At 36.1% G+C, this 22,603-nt stretch carries 12 protein-coding genes; 6 read left to right on the top strand and 6 right to left on the bottom strand.

Annotated elements, in window-relative coordinates; genetic code table 11:
- Nucleotides 1-89 precede the first annotated feature (89 nt).
- A complete protein-coding gene (gene bglX / locus FNE73_RS09465) occupies nucleotides 90-2,420 on the top strand; it encodes a beta-glucosidase BglX (RefSeq protein ID WP_143884375.1) in 2,331 nt (776 codons plus the stop codon).
- 266 nt (nucleotides 2,421-2,686) lie between these two features.
- A complete protein-coding gene (locus FNE73_RS09460; RefSeq protein ID WP_143884374.1) occupies nucleotides 2,687-5,554 on the top strand; it encodes a M16 family metallopeptidase in 2,868 nt (955 codons plus the stop codon).
- 126 nt (nucleotides 5,555-5,680) lie between these two features.
- Here the strand turns inward: FNE73_RS09460 and FNE73_RS09455 are convergent, their stop codons facing one another.
- The 4 genes from FNE73_RS09455 to ligA form a co-directional block, all read right to left on the bottom strand.
- Nucleotides 5,681-8,233 (bottom strand): fibronectin type III domain-containing protein, encoded by a 2,553-nt coding sequence (locus FNE73_RS09455; protein ID WP_143884373.1) that lies wholly within the window; start codon nucleotides 8,231-8,233, stop codon nucleotides 5,681-5,683.
- A 281-nt stretch (nucleotides 8,234-8,514) separates the two neighbouring features.
- Complete coding sequence (locus FNE73_RS09450) at nucleotides 8,515-10,656, bottom strand: S46 family peptidase (RefSeq protein WP_143884372.1); 2,142 nt, start codon at nucleotides 10,654-10,656, stop codon at nucleotides 8,515-8,517.
- 209 nt (nucleotides 10,657-10,865) lie between these two features.
- Complete coding sequence (locus FNE73_RS09445; protein ID WP_143884371.1) at nucleotides 10,866-11,510, bottom strand: MgtC/SapB family protein; 645 nt, start codon at nucleotides 11,508-11,510, stop codon at nucleotides 10,866-10,868.
- A 76-nt stretch (nucleotides 11,511-11,586) separates the two neighbouring features.
- A complete protein-coding gene (gene ligA / locus FNE73_RS09440) occupies nucleotides 11,587-13,590 on the bottom strand; it encodes an NAD-dependent DNA ligase LigA (RefSeq protein WP_143884370.1) in 2,004 nt (667 codons plus the stop codon).
- 196 nt (nucleotides 13,591-13,786) lie between these two features.
- Here ligA and FNE73_RS09435 point away from each other — a divergent pair, with 196 nt between their 5' ends.
- From FNE73_RS09435 to FNE73_RS09420, 4 genes are all read left to right on the top strand, one after another.
- On the top strand, nucleotides 13,787-14,533 hold the full coding sequence (locus FNE73_RS09435; RefSeq protein WP_143884369.1) for a glycerophosphodiester phosphodiesterase family protein: 747 nt from the start codon (nucleotides 13,787-13,789) through the stop codon (nucleotides 14,531-14,533).
- A gap of 285 nt (nucleotides 14,534-14,818) precedes the next feature.
- A complete protein-coding gene (locus tag FNE73_RS09430) occupies nucleotides 14,819-17,797 on the top strand; it encodes a SusC/RagA family TonB-linked outer membrane protein (protein WP_143884368.1) in 2,979 nt (992 codons plus the stop codon).
- 5 nt (nucleotides 17,798-17,802) lie between these two features.
- Nucleotides 17,803-19,251: a SusD/RagB family nutrient-binding outer membrane lipoprotein gene (locus tag FNE73_RS09425; RefSeq protein WP_143884367.1), complete on the top strand. Its 1,449-nt coding sequence runs from the start codon at nucleotides 17,803-17,805 to the stop codon at nucleotides 19,249-19,251.
- 24 nt (nucleotides 19,252-19,275) lie between these two features.
- Nucleotides 19,276-20,859 carry a calcineurin-like phosphoesterase C-terminal domain-containing protein gene (locus tag FNE73_RS09420; protein WP_143884366.1) on the top strand — a complete coding sequence of 528 codons (1,584 nt, stop codon included), beginning with the start codon at nucleotides 19,276-19,278 and terminating at the stop codon, nucleotides 20,857-20,859.
- A gap of 388 nt (nucleotides 20,860-21,247) precedes the next feature.
- Here FNE73_RS09420 and FNE73_RS09415 read toward each other — a convergent pair whose 3' ends face one another.
- A complete protein-coding gene (locus FNE73_RS09415; protein WP_143884365.1) occupies nucleotides 21,248-21,907 on the bottom strand; it encodes an HAD family hydrolase in 660 nt (219 codons plus the stop codon).
- Nucleotides 21,908-22,034: 127 nt separating this feature from the next.
- Nucleotides 22,035-22,556, bottom strand: a complete 522-nt coding sequence (locus tag FNE73_RS09410; RefSeq protein ID WP_143884364.1) for a hypothetical protein — start codon at nucleotides 22,554-22,556, stop codon at nucleotides 22,035-22,037.
- Nucleotides 22,557-22,603 lie beyond the last annotated feature (47 nt).

Below are 22,603 nucleotides of genomic sequence, written 5' to 3'. Positions count from 1 at the left end.
ATCATTGAGTATTAAACGAAAGAAATAGTATTAAGGTATAGGAATTATGAGATCTGAGATTCACAAGTTCCTCAAAAAATGAAGAAGTTATGAGTAAAAATTTAATTGTAATAGCAGCATTAGCTCTTGCGCCTATGTTTTCAGCGCAGGAGATCGTCACGAAACCAGTTCAGTCTTTTCAGACCGCACAATATCAGGCTAAAAAGAAAGCTTTCGTAGAAAGTCTTTTGGCAAAAATGACTTTAGACGAGAAAATCGGACAGCTCAATTTACCAAGTTCAGGAGATTTTACCACAGGTTTGGCTAAAAGTTCAGACATCGGAAAAAAAGTGGAACAAGGTTTAGTCGGAGGACTTTTCAATATAAAAGGTGCGGATAAAATTCGTGCCGTACAGAAAGTTGCTGTTGAAAACAGTCGTCTGAAAATCCCTTTGATCTTCGGAATGGATGTTATTCACGGTTACGAAACTACTTTTCCAATTCCTTTGGGACTTGCAGCTTCCTGGGATATGAATCTCATTCAGCAGTCAGCGAGAGTGGCGGCAAAAGAAGCTTCTGTAGACGGAATCAACTGGACGTTTTCTCCAATGACTGATATTTCCCGCGAACCAAGATGGGGAAGAGTTTCTGAAGGTTCTGGTGAAGATCCTTATTTGGGAAGCGAAATTGCAAAGCACATGGTATATGGTTATCAGGGAAAAGATTTATCTCTTAGCAATACTATTTTAGCTTGTGTAAAGCATTTTGCATTGTACGGAGCGGGTGAAGCAGGACGAGATTACAATACGGTAGACATGAGTCATGTAAGAATGTTCAACGAGTATTTTCCACCTTATAAAGCTGCAGTAGATGCAGGTGTAGCTTCTGTGATGGCTTCTTTCAATGAAGTAGACGGAGTTCCGGCAACGGGAAGCAGATGGTTGCAGACAGAAGTTTTAAGAAATAAATGGAATTTCAAAGGTTTTGTAGTAACCGATTATACTGGAATCAACGAAATGGTAGATCACGGAATGGGTGATCTGCAGCAGGTTTCAGCTTTAGCTTTAAAAGCGGGAGTGGATATGGATATGGTAGGTGAAGGGTTTTTAACAACACTTAAAAAATCTTTACAGGAAGGGAAAGTTACTCAGGCTGAAATTGATATGGCAGCCAAAAGAATTCTTGAAGCAAAATATGATTTAGGTTTATTTGATGATCCTTACCGTTACGGCGATGCAAAATTAGCAGCAAAAGAAGTTTATAATTTAGAAAACCGCAACATCGCGAGAAGTGCAGCAGCACAGTCTATGGTTTTGATGAAGAATGACAATCAGGTTCTTCCTTTGAAAAAGTCTGCAACTGTCGCCGTTATAGGACCATTGGTCAACAACTCAATGAATATGGCAGGAACTTGGAGTGTAGCAGCAAAACATGCTAATGCAGTCAATTTAATGCAAGGTTTGCAGGCAAACTACGGGAAAGATGTAAAGTTTATTTCGGCAAAAGGTGCCAATATTGATTACGATGCAAAATTGGAAGATATTTATGCAGCGCACGGTAAAAAAACCGACAGAGATAACCGTTCCAAAGAAGTTTTACTAAAAGAGGCAGTAGATGTTGCCAGTAAAGCAGATGTTATTGTTTTGGCCATCGGAGAATCTGCAGAGATGAGCGGTGAGTCTTCTTCAAGAACTGAAATTACAATTCCACAGTCTCAGATTGATTTGTTAAACGAATTGAAGAAAACAGGAAAACCAATTGTGGTAGTCCTTTTCACGGGGCGTCCTTTAGCTTTAACGAATATGAAAGATGTTCCGGATGCAATTCTTAATGTTTGGTTTGCCGGTTCAGAAGCAGGAAATGCGATTTCTGATGTTCTTTTCGGAAAAGTTAACCCTTCGGGAAAACTGCCAATGACTTTCCCAAGAAGTTTGGGACAAGTTCCTATCTACTACAATTCAAAAAATACAGGTCGTCCTTTAGCTCAAGATAAGGTAGATAAATGTCAGTATGAAAGATTCCGTTCCAATTATATGGATGAGTGTAATACGCCTTTATATCCGTTTGGTTTTGGTTTAAGCTACACAAAATTCAATTATTCTGATATTACGGTGTCGAATGCAAATCCAAAAGGCAATCAGACAATTCAGGCTTCAGTTACCGTAACAAATTCCGGGAATTATGACGGAGCTGAGGTTGTACAGCTGTACATCAGAGATATGGTGGGAAGTATTACAAGACCTGTAAAAGAGCTGAAAGGCTTCCAGAAAGTTATGCTTAAAAAAGGAGAATCTAAGAAAATCACTTTCGATATTTCCCCAGAACAGCTTAAATTTTACAATGGAGAACTAAATTACGATTGGGAACCGGGTGAGTTTGACATCATGATCGGAACCAATTCTGAAGAAGTGCAACATTCAAAAATCAACTGGACAAAATAAATTTTAAAGCCGTCTCTATTCGCAGACGGCTTTTTCATTGGGTAAATAACCTGACTACGGGATAGAGATTTATAATTTAATTGGTTTCATCAAGCTTAAAAATTGTTCATCACAGATATAGCTGAATGTAAAAAGACTTGTACATTATCATAGATTCAGAATTTGTTTATCAATTTTCTCAATCATCATCATTAATATCCCACATTCCACTTTCTAATCCGTAAATTTGTAAGATTTCTGAATAATCAGAATTCATCTTTTTTGTTATGATGCATAAGAAATATACTGAACAGACACAATTTGATAAAAATAATTATGAATACATTACAGTAGAGCATGATGAAAATAAGGTAAGAATATACACCTTAGAAAACGGGCTTAAAATTTTCCTTGCCCAGAATTTTGATGCTCCCAGAATCCAGACTTTTATTCCGGTAAAAACAGGAAGCAATAATGATCCTTCAGATAATACAGGTCTTGCCCATTATCTGGAACATATGATGTTTAAGGGAACTTCAAAGCTAGGAACAAAAGACTGGGAAAAAGAAAAGGTTTTGCTTGATGAAATAGCAGATTTGTTTGAAAAACATAAAGCTGAATCAGACCCCGAAAAAAAGAAAGAAATTTATAAAAAAATAGACGAACTTTCTCTGGAAGCAAGTCAGTATGCTATTCCAAACGAATATGATAAAGCGATTTCGTCTTTGGGAGCAACCGGAACCAATGCACACACCTGGTTTGATGAGACGGTTTACAAAAATAATATTCCTAAAAATGAGCTTGAAAAGTGGCTCAAAATTGAGAAAGAAAGATTCTCTGAAATGGTCTTAAGGCTTTTTCATACGGAGCTGGAATCTGTTTATGAAGAGTTCAACCGCGCTCAGGATAATGATTCAAGATTGGTGAATTATGAGTTGATGGATGCCTTGTTTCCTACCCATCCCAACGGACAGCAAACGACACTGGGAGATCCGGATCATCTGAAAAATCCTTCAATGAAGGCAATTCACAAATATTTTGATGAATATTATGTGCCTAATAATTACGGTATTGTTTTGGTAGGAGATCTTGATTTTGAAGAAACGGTTTTATTGGCTGAGCAATATTTTGGTGCCATTCCTTATAAAAAATTACCGCAGAAAGACCTTATTATCGAAAAACCATTGACTGAAATTGTTGAGAGAACAGTAAAAAGTCCGACAACACCAAGAGTTCAGTTAGCCTGGAGAACCGACAGTTATGGCAGCAGGGAAGCAATGCTTGCTGATATTACCGCCAATATTTTAAGCAATAGAGGAGAGGCAGGATTGCTGGATCTGAATATCAATCAGACTCAGAAAATGCTTTGGGCGCAGGCATTTTCTTTAGGTTTAAAACAATACGGGTATTTCTCTGTTGTAGCCGTTCCTAAAGAAAATCAGACCTTAGATGAGGCAAAAGCAATGATTCTTGAACAAATTGAATTAGTAAAACAGGGAACTTTTCCTGACTGGATGCTGCCTGCAATTATTAATGATTTTAAAATACAACGTCAGAAAGCACTGGAAACTGCTGAAGGTTTGGCAACCAATCTTTATGATACTTACATTAAAGGAAGATCTTGGGCCGAAGAGCTGAACGAGATGAATGTTTACGCTTCGTTTACCAAAGATGATGTAATACGTTTTGCGAATGATTTTTTCAGAGACAATTATGTAGTAATCAATAAAGAAAAAGGGATTAATGATAAACTTCTGAGAGTTGAAAATCCGGGAATCACTCCTGTAAAGATTAATCGTGATGCACAGTCTAACTTTTTACTGGAAATTTTAAATGATAAAAAAGAAGATATTCAACCGGAATATATTGATTATCAAAAAGAAATTTCTACGGATGTTATCAAAGATAAAAAACTGAGCTTTGTGGAAAATAAGTATAACGATATTGCTCAGCTGCATTTTATTTTTCCGATGGGAAGTGATCATGACCGGAAACTGGGCATTTCAACTCAGCTAATTCAGTATTTGGAAACTGAAAAGTTTTCACCGGATGATTTAAAAAAAGAGTTTTTCAAGATTGGGATTACCCACGATTTTAAAACTACTTCAGATCAGCTTACAATTTCTTTGAGCGGGCTTGAGTCTAATATCGAAAAAGGTTTAGAACTGTTGCTTCACTGGCTTTCTGATGTAAAACCGGATGAGAAAATCTATCAGCAGTTTGTGGCAACTGTCCTTGAAAGCCGTGAAGCAGGAAAAAAAGATAAAAATCGTATTATGACTGCTCTTACAACATATACGAAACTCGGAAAGACCTCCAGATTTCTGGATGTAATTTCTAAAGATGAGCTTCAAAATACAGAAGTAAAAGATTTTACTGACAGAATGAAGAAGCTTTTCAGCTATCCGTTTCAGGTTTTCTTCTACGGTAAAAATTTTGACGGTTTTAAAAATTATATTCCTAAATATATTGCAGATGAAACCCTTAAGGTTTCTGCACCTAAACAGTATCCCGAACCTGAAACTTCCGGAATGGTTTATTTTACCAACTATGATATGGTGCAGATGGAAATGAGTAAAATTGGAAAAGGAAATTTTGTAAATCCTGAAAACTTTGGGAAAATCAATGTTTTTAACGAATATTTCGGTCGTGGTTTGTCTTCAATTGTGTTTCAGGAAATAAGAGAGAGTAAAAGTCTCGCGTATTCTGCCTATGTTTCTTATTCTCCTAATTCGGAACTGAATCATTCTGATTACATCAGTACCTATATCGGAACACAGCCGGATAAACTTCAGCTTGCGGTAGAAACGATGGTAAGCCTGATGTCTGAACTTCCTGAATTTCCTATTCAGTTTGAAAATGCCAAAAAATCTGCTTTAAAGCAAATTGCATCAACAAGAATTACACGAACGAATGTATTCTTTAACACTTTACGGCTCCAGAAACTAGGAATTAGGCATGATTTCAGAAAAGACATTTACCATCAGATTGAAAACCTGAGATTTGAGGATTTAAGATATTTTTATAATCAGGAAATAAAATCTATACAGTTCAATACTGCCATTATTGGAAAAAAAGAAAACCTGAATATGGATGCAGTCCATAAGATGGGAAGTTTTCAGGAACTTGATCTGGAGGAGATTTTTGGGTATTAAAGATAAAAATCTTATTAAAGAGTTGGCTGCAAAATAATTTTCAATAAAAGCTAAGTTTAATGCTAACAATAAAAAAGGTCGGAAGAAAACTCTTCCGACCTTTATTGATAATTGAAATTTGCTACACTATTTTTTAATAGCTTTCAATGTCTGTTTTGTACCGTCGTTCATATGAAGAACGATCATATACATTCCTGCATTTAATTCTCTTAATTGAAGCGTAGAAGCAGGTTTGTCGAAAGTTTTAACCAATCTGCCTGCAATATCCATAACAGAAATTGATTTCACATTCTTGATGTCCGAAATATTCAATACATCAGAGAATGGATTAGGATAAACCTTAATGTTGTTTTTCGTAAGATCAGTTTCTGATGTTCCAAGACAAGCCGAAGAATCTGCTGTAGCGGTAACCTGTTGTCTTGCTGATTCACATCCTGTTACAACTTTCCAGTCATAGAAATAATAATAGCTGGTTGATGTAGTGTTCCCTGAACAGCAATTTCCATTAGTAATAGATAATACGCCCGGTACTGTAAGTGGATAAGATCCCCAAGTTGTTCCGGATTCTCTTATTAATCCTGTAACAAGACCTGTTCTTGTCATCATCATTAATTTGTAATTAGTACCCACAGGAACCGTAAAGTTAAGAGGGACATAAGTTTTAACCGGTGTTGCGCTACCTGTTAAATTTACCGTAATAGATTCGATAGTCGTTGCCGGAGAGACACTTCCATCCTGTAAAGCAATAGTTACAGTTCCGGCACCGGTTCCGGTAGGATAAACATATACTCCTTCTAATGTAAAACTAGTTATTGCATTGAAAAATAAACCTGCTTCCAAAGTATAACCGCTCGTCGAAATAGCGTTCGTTAGACCAGCTGAATTGGTAGATCCTGTTGAGGCAGTTGCCCAGTAACTTGTAGTCGAATTTATTGATGGAGTAGTGAAAGAATTACCTGTTGCTATCGCAGTACCACCATTTGCAGAACTATACCAGTTTATTGTTGCTCCTGTATCTGCAGTAGCAGAAAGGGTTGCTGTGTTCCCGGGACATACGGTAGCTCCTGTTGTTGATAGAAGTGCTGGTGGTTGACATAAAGTTCTGAAAGAGCTCATTGCAGTCCAAGCGCTTCTGTCTGTACCGATACACACAGATCTTACCCAAACATAATAAGTCGTACTATTAAGCAGATTTCCAATCGTAACAGATGTTGTAGTGGATGTTAGAGAATTGGTTGCATCTAATACAGTGCTAGATGTAGGTGCTGTATTGGAGGTGCTGTAGTAAACTTCATATCCATTTGCAGGAGTCGTTGAAGGAGCTGTCCAAGATGCAACAGCACTGTTTGCTGTTATTGTAGCGCTATTAACCGTTAAAGCGGTTGGGACAAAGCATGTTGGTAATGTTGTGAAAGTTGCTGAAGAAGTCCAGTTACTTTTATCTGAAGTAGAACATGCTGATCTTACCCACACATAATACGTTGTTAATGGTGCTAAACCGTTTATCGTAGCAGAGTTTGTTGTTGATGTGACAGAATTCGTTGCATCAAGAACAGTAGTTGCTGTCGGAGCAGTATTTGAGGTACTGTAATAAACTTCATATCCATTCGCTGGGTTAGATGATGAAGCTGTCCAGGTGGCTTGTGCTTCATTAGCCGTAATTGATGAAGCTGTAACCGTTAATGCAGTCGGAGATTTGCAGGTAGAGGGTGTCCACATAAATGTTAATCCTGAAGCAGGAAAATTTACATCATCTCTCGAAACGCTTGCGCTGTTAGATGTTCCTGCAGATGTATTATTCCATGGATTTCCTACAGCACCTGATCTATTATTAAAATCAGTATTTGTTGCACCTCTTAAACCAATCTGATTGGTTCTTGAGGTAGTATTTAGGTTATAATAAGATCCATAAACCGTAGAAATTGTGTTTGTAGTTTCAGATAACCTTAGTTGAAAGTTGAGATGGTTACTTCCAGTCACAGAAGCACTGAAATCATTATATCCTATCCATTCAATAACAAATACTCTATTGGGTGCTGTACCTTCAACAGAAGTTAAAACTTTACCGGATCCATATCTCACAACAGCAGCAGAAGAACTGGAAGTAGCAGGTGCAGACATAGTTATAGTTCCCGCAGTTTCATCGAAAGCTGTAATAGTTGCATTTAGAGGTATTCCATTAACGTTGTTAAGTGTTTTACCAATTTCGATTCCTTTAAAAGAACCCACATTGGTGATAATATCTGACCCACTTGTAGTAACTCCTGATGTAATAAATACTCCCCATAAATCTCGGTTCATAACACCAACAGCACCAGAATATCCTGTAGATGAAGATATTACAGTAGCAGCATTACTCGTAGTTGAACCAAATACAGCACCTCCGTTGGAGTTTACATAAATTGAAGTGTAATCTGTGCCGTTGAAATTAAAATTGAAAGGAATGGTTACAGTCCATCCTGTGGTGTCATTGGTAGTAGAAGTTGTAGCTTCACTTCCGGTAACGATTGTGCCTGTAGATGCAATACTGCTAAAGGTTCCGTTGCTTTGTGAAAAAATGTAATCACTTACTTGTGCATTTAAACCCTGGATTGCTCCAAATAATGCAAGAACCGAAATCCCTGCTTTTTTTAAACCGTTACTGTTCCACAGTGACGGACATTTGTAGTGTTTTCTCATATTCAGTTTGATTTATATAACTTTTGCAAAAGTAGACAATCTATAAATATAAATAATATATAATATTATACTTTTATTAATTTTTTAATTTTAACTGAATTATGTTATTTATTTATAAAATTATTAATTGTTTTTAAAACTGCTTTATTTTAGCAGTTGTGGTATTATTATGTGAAAATTATAAATTAAACAGTCGAGATAAATAATAATTTCAGACAATATATTTTGCATAAAAAAAGTCCTGAAATATTTTCAGGACATTTATAATATAGATTAAGGCTTTACTTTACAATCTTCATTTCATCAATCAGCCATTTGGAATCGGCAAATTTATCAATAATGAAGAGAATATATTTCGTATCAACCATAATGTTTCTGCTGAAACGTGGATCATAATTGATGTCACTCATGGTTCCTTCCCATTGTCTGTCAAAGTTCAATCCAATTAAGTTTCCTTTTGCGTCAAGAGCAGGACTTCCGGAATTTCCTCCTGTTGTATGATTGGTTGCAGTAAATCCGACAGGGACATCACCGGTTTTATCTTTGTAAATACCGTAATCTTTTTTGTTGTAAAGATCAATCAGTTTTTTGGGTACATCAAACTCATAATCTCCAGGAACATACTTTTCCATTACTCCGGCTAAATGCGTTTGATAATCGTAGGAAACAGCATCTCTCGGAGTAGAACCTTTTACCTGTCCGTATGTTACACGAAGGGTAGAATTGGCATCCGGGAAAAATTTTCTGTCTTTATCAGTTTCCATTTGCTGTGCCATGTATTTTTTCTGCAAAGCATCAATCTGGGTCTGTAAAGAGGTAAACTGAGGATCTGCAGATTTCATATAAGTATTTCTTATATTCATGAAAAGCTCATAAACAGGATCTTTTTTGATGGTTTTAATTAAATTATCCTGATTAGAAAACACTTTATCAATATTTTCGCTTAATGAAGCTCCGTTTACGTTTGATCTTCCTGTGATCACAGAATTCTTTGAAAGTTTTTCAATACTGATGATATTTTGATTTTCATCTTTAAATTCTGCAAAACCGGCAGGTAAAAACTGTGGAGCAGTCTTATTGGCATATAATGCTAAAAGTTTTGCTGTTACTTTAGCATCAAGTTCTGCATTATAATCTTTGTAGAAAGAAGTAAGTCTTTTTTTGAATGATGCAATCCCTTTCTCATCCAATTTTCCTGCTTCTGCAGAAGCAATGAAACCAGAAAACATATTCGCAAGCATTAATGTCTCTGCGTTTCTTACCACTTCACTGTAATAGGCATTGTTGAGTGCAAAAGGAGCCTGATCTGCATACAGTTTGTTGATCTGGTCAATCGTTGTTTTTATTGCAGGATTTTTGGCGGCAAGAGAGTTTTCGTAATTCTTTTTCTTCTGTACTGCGTTAGATTTTTTCAGACCTTCTACCTCACCGATCCATTTTTTCCAATAGTTGGCTACAGAAGCATATTTAGATGCATACTGTATTCTTGTGGCATCGTCGGTTCGCATTTTTTCGTCCAGAGTTTTCAGAGCAACATCGCGCACTGCAATTCTTGCAGGATCTATTTCAGTCATGATTTTTTCTACGGCGATGGCAGGAAGATATTCTGTTGTTCTCCCCGGAAATCCGAAAACAAAAGTGAAATCATTTTCATTTTTATCTTTGATGGAAACCGGTAAATAATGTTTCGGAACGTAAGGAACATTGTCTTTAGAATATTCCGCAGGCTTGTTATTTTTATCAGCGTAAATTCTGAACATAGAAAAATCTCCCGTATGTCTTGGCCAAACCCAGTTATCCGTATCACTTCCAAATTTCCCGATGCTTTGCGGCGGAGCGCCTACCAATCGTACATCTTTATAGGTTTCAATCACATAGGCATAAAATTTATTGCCGTAGTACATCGGCTTTACAGAAATTGATTGATAATCTTCAGTTTTTTGAGATTTTTTGTAAGTGTCAATATTGGCTGCGATTTTTTTTGATAGTTCCGGTTCCTGAAGATTTTCTGTTCCCTGAAGAATCTGTGTTGTTACTTCCTTTATATCAACAATAAAATCTACGGTAACTCCCGGATTTGGTAGTTCGGAATTCATGTTTTTAGCCCAGAAACCATTAGAAAGAAGGTCATTCTGTACTGTTGAATGTGACTGAATCTGCCCGTAACCACAGTGGTGATTGGTAAGTAATAATCCTTTCGGAGAAATAATTTCTGCTGTACAACCGCCATTGAACTGTACTACTGCATCTTTAATACTCGGTTTTTGGGTATTGAAAATATCTTTTGCAGAAATTTTCATTCCGAGATCTTTCATTTCCTTTTCATTAAGTTCGGTCGGAATCCACATTCCACCATACTGCTGCGCAATTCCCAAAGAAAAACTGAAAAATGCAGAAGCAATAAGAATATTACGTTTTATCATTATAAAAAATTTTGTCTAAAATAAGCATTTTAGTTTTTTTATTAAAGTAAAACTCAGGTTTTAGATTTATGTTTTGAAAATTAACGGAAATATGATCTTTTTTTAATTTAAAATAAAAATAAAATTATAGCTTATCCATATTGTATTTTATAATTGATTCTAGGAAATTTGGATTTCTTAAATGAACTTATACAAACTCTTATTATCATTTAAAACTCATAAGAAAAAATGTTTTCGTCTTTCATAAGGTGTTGCATCAGAGATTCGTGGTCTTTATTTTTTCCGGTAACGATCCAGGATGTAACCAAAGTTCCCTGGTTGTATTTTTGTTTTGCAACTTTAAATCTTAGATGATAAGTTTTAAATAAAACTTCGCAATGTGCCACCGACTGAAAATCGGTTACTGCAATGGTGTATTCTCTGATTTTGTGATGGTTGTCAATAAATTTTTCAAAAAAATTAAGCGAACTTAAAACCATCAGAATGAGAAATGTTCCCAAGATAGATAAATATACATAACCCGAACCAACTGCCATCCCGACAGAAGACGTTGCCCAGATTGTTGTGGCGGTTGTAATTCCGTCTATTTTTGTGTCTCCTTTAAAAATTACACCGGCTCCCAAAAACCCAATCCCGGTAATGATATTGGCAGCAATTCTGTCCGGATCGTCGACTCCTATTTTAATGGATAAAATAGTAAAAAGACAAGACCCGAAACAAACCAGAATAAAAGTACGTAAACCCGCAGATTTGTTTCTGTATTCACGCTCTGCTCCGATCAGAATTCCGAGTAAAACCGAAATAAATATCAACAAAAGCTCGTTCTGAATAGAGTGATCTTTAAGGAAGTCCATAAACTAAATTTTGTTAGATGACAACAAAAAGACTGCCTAAAAAGACAGTCTTTAGTTTAATTAAAGATAAACCTAGTTATTTCTTTATTAAATCCAGAAACTGCTGTTCATCCAGAATCTCAATCGTACCAATATCCTGTGCTTTTTTCAGTTTGCTTCCTGCTTTTTCGCCAACAACAAGATAATTCAGGTTTTTAGAAACTGCAGAAATGTTCTTTCCGCCGTGTTTTTCTACCATTTCCTCGGCAGATTCTCTGGTGAAAAGAGAGAGTTTGCCTGTGAAGAGAAACGTTTTTCCTTCCAGAGCATCAGATAAAACTTCGTTGGTGTTTTCTCCTTTTTCCAATTGTACTCCGTAAGATTTTAGTCTTTCAAGCATCAGAATGTTTTCAGGATTATTAAAGAAATCTACGATGCTCACAGCGATTTTCATTCCGATATCTTCTACCTGACAAAGCTCTTCGGCGGTGGCGTTCTTCAAATCATCAATAGTGTTGAAATTTTTCACCAATTTTTTGGCAACGGTTTCTCCAACGTGTTTTATTCCGATTCCGAACAATACTTTTTCAAAAGCAATTTCTTTAGATTTTTCAATTCCGTCAATAATATTCTGAGCAGATTTTTCCGCCATTCTTTCAAGAGGAAGAAGCTGCTCTTTTGTTAAGGTATAAAAATCTGCCGGATTTTCTACCAGTTTTTCTCTGTAGAGTTGTTCTATGGTTTCGCTTCCCAGATTATCAATATTTAAAGCTTTTCTGGAAACATAATGAATCATTCTCCCGACAACCTGTGGCGGACAATGAAGATCGTTCGGACAAAAATGAATCGCCTGATCTTCAATTTTTACAAGCGGAGTTCCGCATTCCGGACAGTTTTTAATGTATTCAACTTCCTTGCTGTCTGGTTTTCGTTTTTCTGTATTGACGCCCACTATTTTCGGGATAATTTCACCGCCTTTTTCCACGTAGACAAAATCATGCTCGTGAAGATCCAGTTTTTTGATGATGTCCTCATTGTGCAAAGAAGCTCTTTTTACGGTAGTTCCTGCCAATAAAACAGGCTTTAAATTGGCAACCGGAGTGATCGCGCCGGTTCTTCCGACCTGGTAAGAAACACTTTGCAATTGGGTTTCTACTTTTTCAGCTTTAAATTTATACGCCATTGCCCAACGAGGAGATTTTGCAGTATAACCAAGTTGTCTTTGTTGTTTTAATGAGTTTACTTTCAGTACAATACCATCAATTTCAAAAGGCAGATTGTGCCTTTCTGTATCCCAGAAATTAATAAATTCTTTTATTTCATCTAAATTTTTGCAGAGTTTTACCTGTTCAGAAATGGTGAAACCCCAATTGTGAGTTTTATGAAGCAGCTCCCAATGGCTTTCTGCATCGGTTTCCTGAGCAACAAACTGGTAAAGAACAGATGAAAGTCTGCGTTTTCTTACTTCTCCGCTGTCCTGCATTTTCAGACTTCCGCTTGCGGTATTTCTTGGATTCATGAAGGGATCAAGACCTTCTTCTTCACGCAGTTTATTGATTTTGTCGAAATTTTTTCTCGTCAGATAAATTTCTCCACGCATAAAAAAGCGTTCCGGAAAGTCTCCTTTTAAAGTGATAGGAATATCAGAAATTGTTTTCACATTAGAAGTAATTTCATCACCCTGAAAACCATCTCCGCGAGTTACTGCCTGAACCAATTTTCCGTTTTCGTACAAAATAGAGATCGATGCACCGTCATATTTTAATTCGGCAACAAATTCTACAGGTTCGTCAATGGTCTTAATAATGCGTTTTTCCCAATCTGCCAAATCATCAAAATCATAAGAATTATCCAGAGAATACATTCTGAACTGGTGCTGAACGGTTGGGAATATTTTTGTAATTCCGCCACCTACACGTACTGTTGGTGAATTATCATCATGAAATTCAGGATATTGAGCTTCCAGATCCTGAAGTTCTTTTAATAACAGATCAAATTCAAGATCAGAAATGCTTGGCTCATCCAGAAGATAATAGTTTTCATTATGCTGATTGAGTTCTGTGCGGAGTTGTTGTATCTTTTGCTGAATGTTTTCGGACATTGCGGTTGTTTCTTTTCACAAAAATAATAAGTCTTGAGCAGATTTGAATGATTAAAATTAAGATTAAATTCAGGAAATGTTTAAATCATTTTAAAGAGGAGTTCAGAATCTCTTTTTAAATTTGCGTACTGTTTCAGAATGATTCAGTCGGTGAAATGTATTTGCTGAAATTTTTAATGAAGTCGAATATTTAATTATGAAAAAGTTTATCTTAGGGTTTGCAGTTTTAAGCGCAGGAATTATGAATGCACAAACCCAAATTATCGCACACAGAGGTTATTTTCAGACACAGCCTCCAACAACGGAAAATTCAATTAAATCTTTACAAAATGCCCAGAATCTGAAAATTTACGGATCTGAATTTGATGTGAGAATGACAAAAGATGGTATTTTGGTCATTAACCATGATGAGCATCACGCTAAAATGGAAATTTCTGACTTTGATTTTAAAGAACTTGAAAAAGCGAAGCTTTCCAATGGTGAAAAGCTGCCCACTTTGAAAGATTATCTTAAACAGGGAAAAAAAGACAAAGCTCTGAAGCTTATTGTGGAAATTAAACCTGCTAAAACAGAAGCTCTGGAAAACGAAATTGTGGAAAAAACAATACAAATGATCAGAGATATGAAGCTGGAATCTCAATGCGAGTATATTTCTTTCAGCCTGAATATCTGTAAGCAGATCAAGAAAATCGCTCCCGATTTTAAAGTTCAATATCTGAATGGTGAATTGTCTCCTCAGCAGATAAAAGAAGAAGGTCTTGACGGAATGGATTATCATTACAGCGTGTTCCAGAAAAATCCGACCTGGATTTCGGAAGCCAATGATTTAGGATTAATCACCAATTCATGGACGATCAATAAAGTTGAAATTTATGACGAACTGAAAAAACAGGGAATTGGTTTTGTAACCACAAATATCCCCGATCAGTTGAAGAAGAAATAAGTTTACTCTTACAATAACATTCGTGCCTTGCAGATTTTTCTGTGAGGTATTTTTTTTTGGAATTTATTTTCGAATCAATGGAGAAAGATGATAAAGTTACGTTCAAAAGCCTTTATGTATTGCATTAAACTTCATTCATATCTCTAAACGACTGTATGATAGTTGTATAATATTAATTGTTAAAATAAATTAATATTTCGTTTAAAAATTATTTAAAATATGTTAAAAGCTTATTAAAACCTTACTCATAATGTCGTTATAATTTTGCGCAAACAAAAATTAGATATGCGTAAGGAGACTCAAAAATTACTTCTGTTATCCGTTTTAGGGTTGGTAAGTGTCGATATGGCGGCTCAGCAACAGGTAAAGAAAGATACGGTGAAGAATATTGAAGAGGTTGTTGTTACAGCTCTCGGAATCAAAAGGCAGGATAAATCATTAGGTTATGTAGCCGAGAAGGTAAATGCTGAAGTTTTTGAAAACATTCAGAATAATAACTGGGCTCAAGGTCTTGAAGGGCGTGTTGCAGGTTTGAAAATTCAGACAGCAGGAGCGGGACCTTTAGGTTCGGCAAGAATTACTTTGAGAGGCGAAAAATCTTTTTCATTAGACAATAATTACGCTCTTATTGTGGTAGACGGTGTTCCGCTGAGTAATTCAACTACTGGAACGGGAACAGCAGCTTACGGGGCGGGAACAGGAGGAGATTTACCAATCGATTTGGGAAATGGTTTAAACAGTATTAATCCTGATGATATAGAATCGGTTACTGTTCTGAAAGGAGCTTCTGCAGCGGCATTGTACGGTTCAAGAGCAGCAAACGGAGCTTTGATGATCACTACCAAATCCGGAAAAACCAAAAATGGAAGAATTAAAGTGTCTTTCAATTCATCATTAAGCTATGATTCTGTTTTAAAATGGCCGGATTATCAATATCAATACGGACAGGGAACTTTAGCCAAAAATACAGCAGGACAGTTTTTCTATTCTTATGGTGCTTCCGCAGATGGAGTAAGTACAGGAGGAACGAGTAGTGCTTTCGGACCTAAGTTCGACGGACAGTATTATTTTCAGTATGATCCTACAGTTTTGGGACAGAGTAAAGAAAGACAGCTTTGGAGACCTTATGAAGATAATATCAAAGGTTTTTGGGAAACAGGTGTTACTTCATCCAACAATGTATCTATTGAAAACAGCAGCGAAAAAACAAGTTACAGAGCTTCTCTTACTTATCTTGATAATAAATGGATGATGCCGAATACAGGTTTCAACCGTTTTAATATGGCGTTCTCATTTGATCATAAATTAACAGATAAATTTAAAATTTCGACAAGATTCAATTACGCCAACACAAAAAGTGATAATCTTCCTGCAACGGGATACAACAATCAGTCAATTTCATATTTTATGATTTTCCAGAACCCGAATGTTGATCTGGCTTGGTACAGACCAATCTGGAAGCCGGGACAAGAAGAAATAGATCAGATTCACCCATTCAGTTCGTTTATAGATAATCCTTACCTGATTGCTTATCATATGCTGAACGGAGTTGAGAAGAAAATGATAACAGGAAACATTACGGCTACTTACGATTTCAATAAAAATTTCAGTATGATGTTGAGATCAGGTATTGAGATACTGAATGAAGAGAGAACGACGAAAAGACCATACAGTTCAGCCAATTATCTAAAAGGGTTTTACAGGGAACAGTACATAAAAAATAATGAATTTAATAATGATGTGCTTTTCACGTACAAGCAAGATTTTGGTAAATTTCATCTGAATGCCAATGCGGGAGGAAGTATTCGTTACAATGAATACGTGATGAATGACTATCGTGCAGAAGGTCTTAAAGTTGCGGGTGATTACAGTCTGAATAATGCCATTTCATTGATTACTAAAGTTCCGAGACCGAGTGACCAGCAGACCAACTCAGTTTACGGATTATTGAGTGCACATTATGATAATCTTATATTTTTGGACGTTACCGGACGAAATGACTGGAGCAGTACGCTTCCTGTACAATACAGATCTTTCTTTTACCCTTCGGTAAGTACCAGTTTTATTCTTTCTGATATTTTCAAATTATCATCTCCCAGTTTCAATTACTGGAAGTTAAGAGCTTCATGGGCGAAGGTTGGGGTGGCTGGACTTCCTTATCAGCTTGACAAATACTATACACCAAGTGATTTTGTAGGTTCTGTTCTCACACCGGGAACGTATCCCAATCCTCTGTTAAAGCCTGAAGATAATACCAATATTGAAGCCGGAATGGATTTTTCAGCATTGAAAAACAGATTAGGTTATAATATCACATTTTATCAGAACGATACCGAAAACCAGATTATTACTGTACCTACATTATGGGAATCAGGATATTCCAGTAGAATTATCAATGCCGGAAAAGTAAGAAACAGAGGTATCGAAATGAGCCTGAACGGACTTCCATTCAAATCTCAAAACTTTACATGGAATATTTCCGCAAACTGGTCGATGAACAGAAACAAGATTCTCACTTTACCACCAGAATTTGCAGGAGAAAGTTTCTATACTATTTCTACCGTTGCCGGAGTTTTGTATTACAATGCTGTTGTTGGAGGTTCTTTAGGAGATTTGTACGGATTCAAACTGGTAAGAAACCCAAATGGGGAAGTAGTTTATGATCCTGCAACAGGACTTCCTGCAAGACCTGACCGTGTAGAGAAAGTAGGAAATGCATTCCCGAAATGGAGAGCAGGTCTTCAGAATGATTTTAAAATTAAAAACTGGCAGATCAGCTTTTCGTTTGACGGTCAGTACGGCGGTGTAGCGTATTCTCAGACGCACCATAAAATGTCTGAACAGGGAAAACTTCAGCATACTTTGGTTGGAAGAGATAACCCAGCCGGAACCATCGTAGGACAGGGAGTAATCCTGAATCCGGACGGAACTTACAGCCCAAATACAAAAGCGGTTGGTCTGTCTGCTTATTATGGCGATTATTACCGAAGAGCCAATGTGGAAACCAATACTTTTGATACATCATTTATCAAGTTGAGAGACGCAAGAATTGCTTATTCTTTTTCAAAAGATGTTATTGCTCCTTTAAAACTTACAGAACTTACTTTAGCCGTTTTCGGAAAAAATCTCTGGATGTGGACGAAGTTCCCGATGTTTGATCCTGAAGTTGCTGCTCTCAATGATTCTACCATTACTCCGGGAGCCGAAATCGGACAGCTTCCAACAGCAAGAACGGTTGGTTTTCAAGTTAATCTAAAATTTTAAGTATTATGAAAAAAATATTTTTATCTACCGCAATCGCATTATCTGTTTTGAGTTTAAACTCATGTGAGAGAAGCTTTGAGGAAATCAATACCGATACAAGCCGTATAAAAAGTCCATCGGTAGGAAGTTTTCTGATTCCTATTCAGTATGAAATGGGTTCTTACGGATACAACCGTGCTGATGATTTTACATTTGATATCATGCAGGTTGCTTTAGATTTTCCTAACGAAGGAAACACAATCAGCAGGTATTATCTTACCGAAAGCACCGGAAACGGATTCTGGAATACAAGTTACAAATGGCTCAAACAAGTCAAAGAATTGAATGAAGCCGCTAAAAAGGAAGACAATAAGAATTATCTTGCTATTTCTAAAGTTCTGAATGCATGGATTATGGCTAATCTTACCGATGCGTTTGGTGATGTTCCCATGACGGAAGCATTAAAGCTGGAAGAAAATATCATGCGTCCGAAATATGACAGGCAGAAAGATATTTACTTGTTTTTGCTGAATGATCTGAAGGAAGCCAATGCACTTTTTGATACGACAAAAACATTATCGGAAGGCGATTTGTTTTTCCAGGCGCATTCAAATACGGCAGGAATCGTAAAATGGAAAAAATTCTGCAATTCACTTTCATTAAGACTTTTAACAAGGATTTTAAACCGAAACGGGGAATTGAATGTTCATCAGAGAATAGCTGAAATAGTTAATGATCCTGTAAATTATCCAATATTTCAGAATAATGCTGATGGAGCAGTTCTGGATATTTCAGGAGTTGCGCCTCTGCTTCCGCCCATCGCAAGACCGCAGGATTTTACGGCATACAGGGCTTCGGGAGGATTTTTTACCCAGACTTTGGTAGATAACAACGATCCCAGATTGAGTATGTTTTTCACTCAGGCAAAAACAATTCAGGGAAATACAAATATGGGATATAAAGGTGCTCCTTCAGGTTATGCTTTGGGAACGACTTTTAATTATCAGCCTTCAAACCTTAATCAGAATCTGGCGAAAGCTCCACTGAAAATTCTGATCATGCCGTATGCTGAGCTTCAGTTTATTTTATCAGAATTAGCTTTTAAAGGTATTATTCCCGGAAATGCACAGACTTTCTATGAAAACGGTGTAAAAGCGACGCTGGAACAATGGGGAACTACAATGCCTGCTAATTATTTTGCGAATCCGAAAGTGGCGTACAACGGAACTTTAGAAAGAATAATGCTTCAGAAATATGTGGGATTATTTTTTGTAGATCATCAGCAATGGTACGAACAACGAAGAACGGGTTTCCCTGTTTTGCCAAACAATGGCGGACTTTTGAATAATGGGAAAATGCCGCAGAGAATGATGTATCCTACGGTAACGAAAGTTCAGAATTACGATAATTACGTTATCGCATCCCAAAATATGGGCGGAGACAACATCAACACTAAAATGTGGTGGAATCAATAATTCCAATAATCAATTAAATCTAAAATGAAGATAAAATTATTAATGCCATCCATGTTCATTGCAGCAATGGCGTTTTCACAGACTTCTGTATCAGGATATGTGTTTGAAGATTCAAATAAAAATCAGAAGAAGGAAAACCGCGAAAAAGGAATTGAAGGTGTTGCCGTTTCTAATGGAGTTCAGGTTGTTCTGACCGATAAGAATGGTCAATACAGCTTGCCAATTCAGGAAAATCAGACCATTTTTGTGATTAAGCCTTCCGGATTTATGACACCGGTAAACCAAAACAATCTTCCGCAATATTATTATCAGTATAAACCAAAAGGTTCGCCTGCTGATTTTAAATATAAAGGAACAGCTCCAACCGGAACGCTGCCGAAAGAACTCAATTTTGCTTTGTACAAGCAGAACGAAAATAAGAATTTTGACATTCTGGTATTCGGAGATCCGCAGCCGTATACAGAAAAACAGCTTGATTACTTTAAAAGATCTATCGTAAATGAAGTAAAAAACACCAAAAAAAATGCTGTTCTGGGAATCAGTTTGGGAGATTTGGTGGGTGATGATCTTAGCCTGCAAAAACCGTATGCAGAAGTGATGCGCGAAATTGGTATGCCTTGGTATAATGTAATGGGAAATCATGACATGAACTATGATGCGAAAGAAGATCAGTTCTCAGACGAAACTTTTGAAGCCAATTTTGGTCCTGCCAATTATTCTTTTAATTACGGAAATGTTCATTTTATTATCTTGGATGATATTCTTTATCCGGATCCGAGAGACGGAAAAGGATATTGGGGCGGCTTTCGTGAAGATCAGCTGAAATTTATTGAAAACGATCTGAAGCTGGTTGATAAGAATAAATTGATCGTGGTTTCGCTTCACATTCCTTTGGAGCATAAAAGTGAAGATAATTTCAGAAATTCTGACCGTCAGAAATTGTTTGATTATCTGGCTCCGTTTCAGAATGCATTGATTTTATCGGCTCATACCCACATTCAGCAGCAGATTTTTTATGGTAAACAAGCCGGCTGGAAAGGCTCTAAAGATTTGCATGAATACAATGTAGGAACTACCTGTGGTGACTGGTATTCGGGAACTGCCGATGAAGACGGTTTACCGACTTCTACCATGAGAGATGGTACGGCAAAAGGGTATTCTTTTATCAGTTTCAGCGATAATCAGTATAAAGTAAAATACAAAACAGCAGGAAAACCGGAAGATTATCAGATTCAGCTCTACGTTCCGAAAGTGATTCCTCATCCGTCTAAAACTACTGCAAAAATTCTGGCTAATTTCTTCATGGGAAGCAAAAAAGACAAGGTAGAATACAGGATTGACGGTGGGAAATGGGAAGAAATGGATTATAATGAAACCATTGATCCCAACTTTGCATTATCTGTTTTCAAATGGGACACCGCTCCTGCTATCCTTACAGGACGAAGACCTTCCAATCCTGAAGCTTCAAAACATATCTGGATGGCAGATTTTCCGAAAAAGCTTTCTTTGGGTAAACACAAAGTGGAAGTAAAAGCAGTCGACATGTACGGAAACGAATCTTCTGCATCAGCAGATTTTGAAGTACAAAACGCAGTCCTTATCCCTTAAATTTCAATTTTTTACTATACTTTCAACGAAACCGGTTCTGTATGAGAATCGGTTTTATTTTTCCTCCTTTTCTAAATTAACCTGAGTTCGGGATAACATTATATAAAACGTAAAGCTAAACAAAAGTATTAATCACATGATTTTAAAGATTTAAGATATACAAAGGCGTATAACTTATCGAAGTAATACAAAATTCTTGTATTACTTTAATAAACGAAGTGGCATTGTTTAGCTTGAAAGCATTTCAAAAAAGTAATATTTCTTTGTTTTTCCTTGCGATAAAATAATTTTATTGTGAAAATCAGTCAATTAAAATACCGCTTATCCCGAGTTCACGTTAAATTATTAATTTTAACGCAGATAAGGCTAAAAGTAAACAAATAATCATCTAAAAATAAGCTGATATTTTATCCAGAACAAGTTCATCATAATCAGATACCACAACATCTGCCAAATCATAGGTTTGATTCGCAGAATGCAGACTCTTATAAGCGGCACAAAAAATCTCTGCTCGTTTTGCTGCCAAAATTCCGTTCGTAGAGTCTTCTATCACCATACAGTTTTCTATTGGTTGATTTGCCATTTCAGCAGCTTTCATAAAAATTTCGGGATGAGGTTTAGATTCCTGTAAATCTGCACCGCTTATTTTTCCGCTGAAATATTTTTCCAGACCAAATTTTTCAAAAACCATGTTGATGGTCGTCATCGTTGCGGAAGAAGCCAAAATTAATGTGATTCCGTTTTCATGATAATGTTCGATTAGTTTTCTTACACCGGGAATCAGATCAAATTCTTCATCATTGTAAAAATAATCTTTAAAATGACTTCTCTTCATTGCCGCAATATCTTCATGCGAATGAGAAAGATTAAATTCACCGATTAAAGTTTCGCAAACTCTCTTGGTAGAAGCTCCTGTGAAAGAGGTATACAATTTTTCAGAAACACTGACTTCCAGTTGATCGAATGTTTTGAAATACGCTTTTCTGTGCAGTGGTTCTGTATCTACAATAACGCCATCCATATCGAACAGCACAGCTTTTAATGACATACAATTTTAATTTGTGCAAAAATAATGTTTTAAATTTAAGGTAGAATGATTTGTAAAATTGGATATGTTATTTTATCATCTCAGGAATTGATTACTTCCATCTTCTAAATCTATATAATTTGCAATTTTACTTTTCAAACATCTTTTCTAAAAGTTCGTAATCAGCTATAAAAAGTAATAATTCTGTTTTTTCATTTTTAGTAATAACTTCGTTTTTAAAGCAGGAAGTACATATTTTTAAGATCTTAGTTATTTCATTATTTTTTTTATAAATGATTATATCTCTGTAAGTTGGCAGACAAGAAGTATTAAACTGAGCAGCTCCATTTTCAAAAGAGTTTAGAGTTCGATTAATTTCGTTCAGTTTTTCAGGATAATAAATATTTTTCTTATATCCGAATTTTAGTAATTTTTGTTCAAAATCTTGATTGATATCCTTGCTTGAAGTGCTTCCGTGTATGATCTTATATTTTAGATTCGTTTTTGTATTTACTTTATGAGATATGAATTCTTTTTTTAATTTATAAATTTCAACATTATCATAGTTTACTGTCGCATCATTCATAGAAACCATAAAACTATTTGTCAAAATAAAGCCTATAATGAAAAATACAATAGTGAATTTATTTTTAGTGTTTTTATTTGACATTTGGCAATATGGAATAAAAGAAATCAATAACTTTTAATTTCACATAA

This window comes from Chryseobacterium binzhouense, assembly GCF_007474545.1.
In the GTDB taxonomy this organism is placed as follows: Bacteria; Bacteroidota; Bacteroidia; order Flavobacteriales; family Weeksellaceae; genus Chryseobacterium; species Chryseobacterium binzhouense.
The sequence above is the reverse complement of the archived record's forward strand: the minus strand, read 5'-3'. Positions and strand labels throughout refer to the sequence as shown.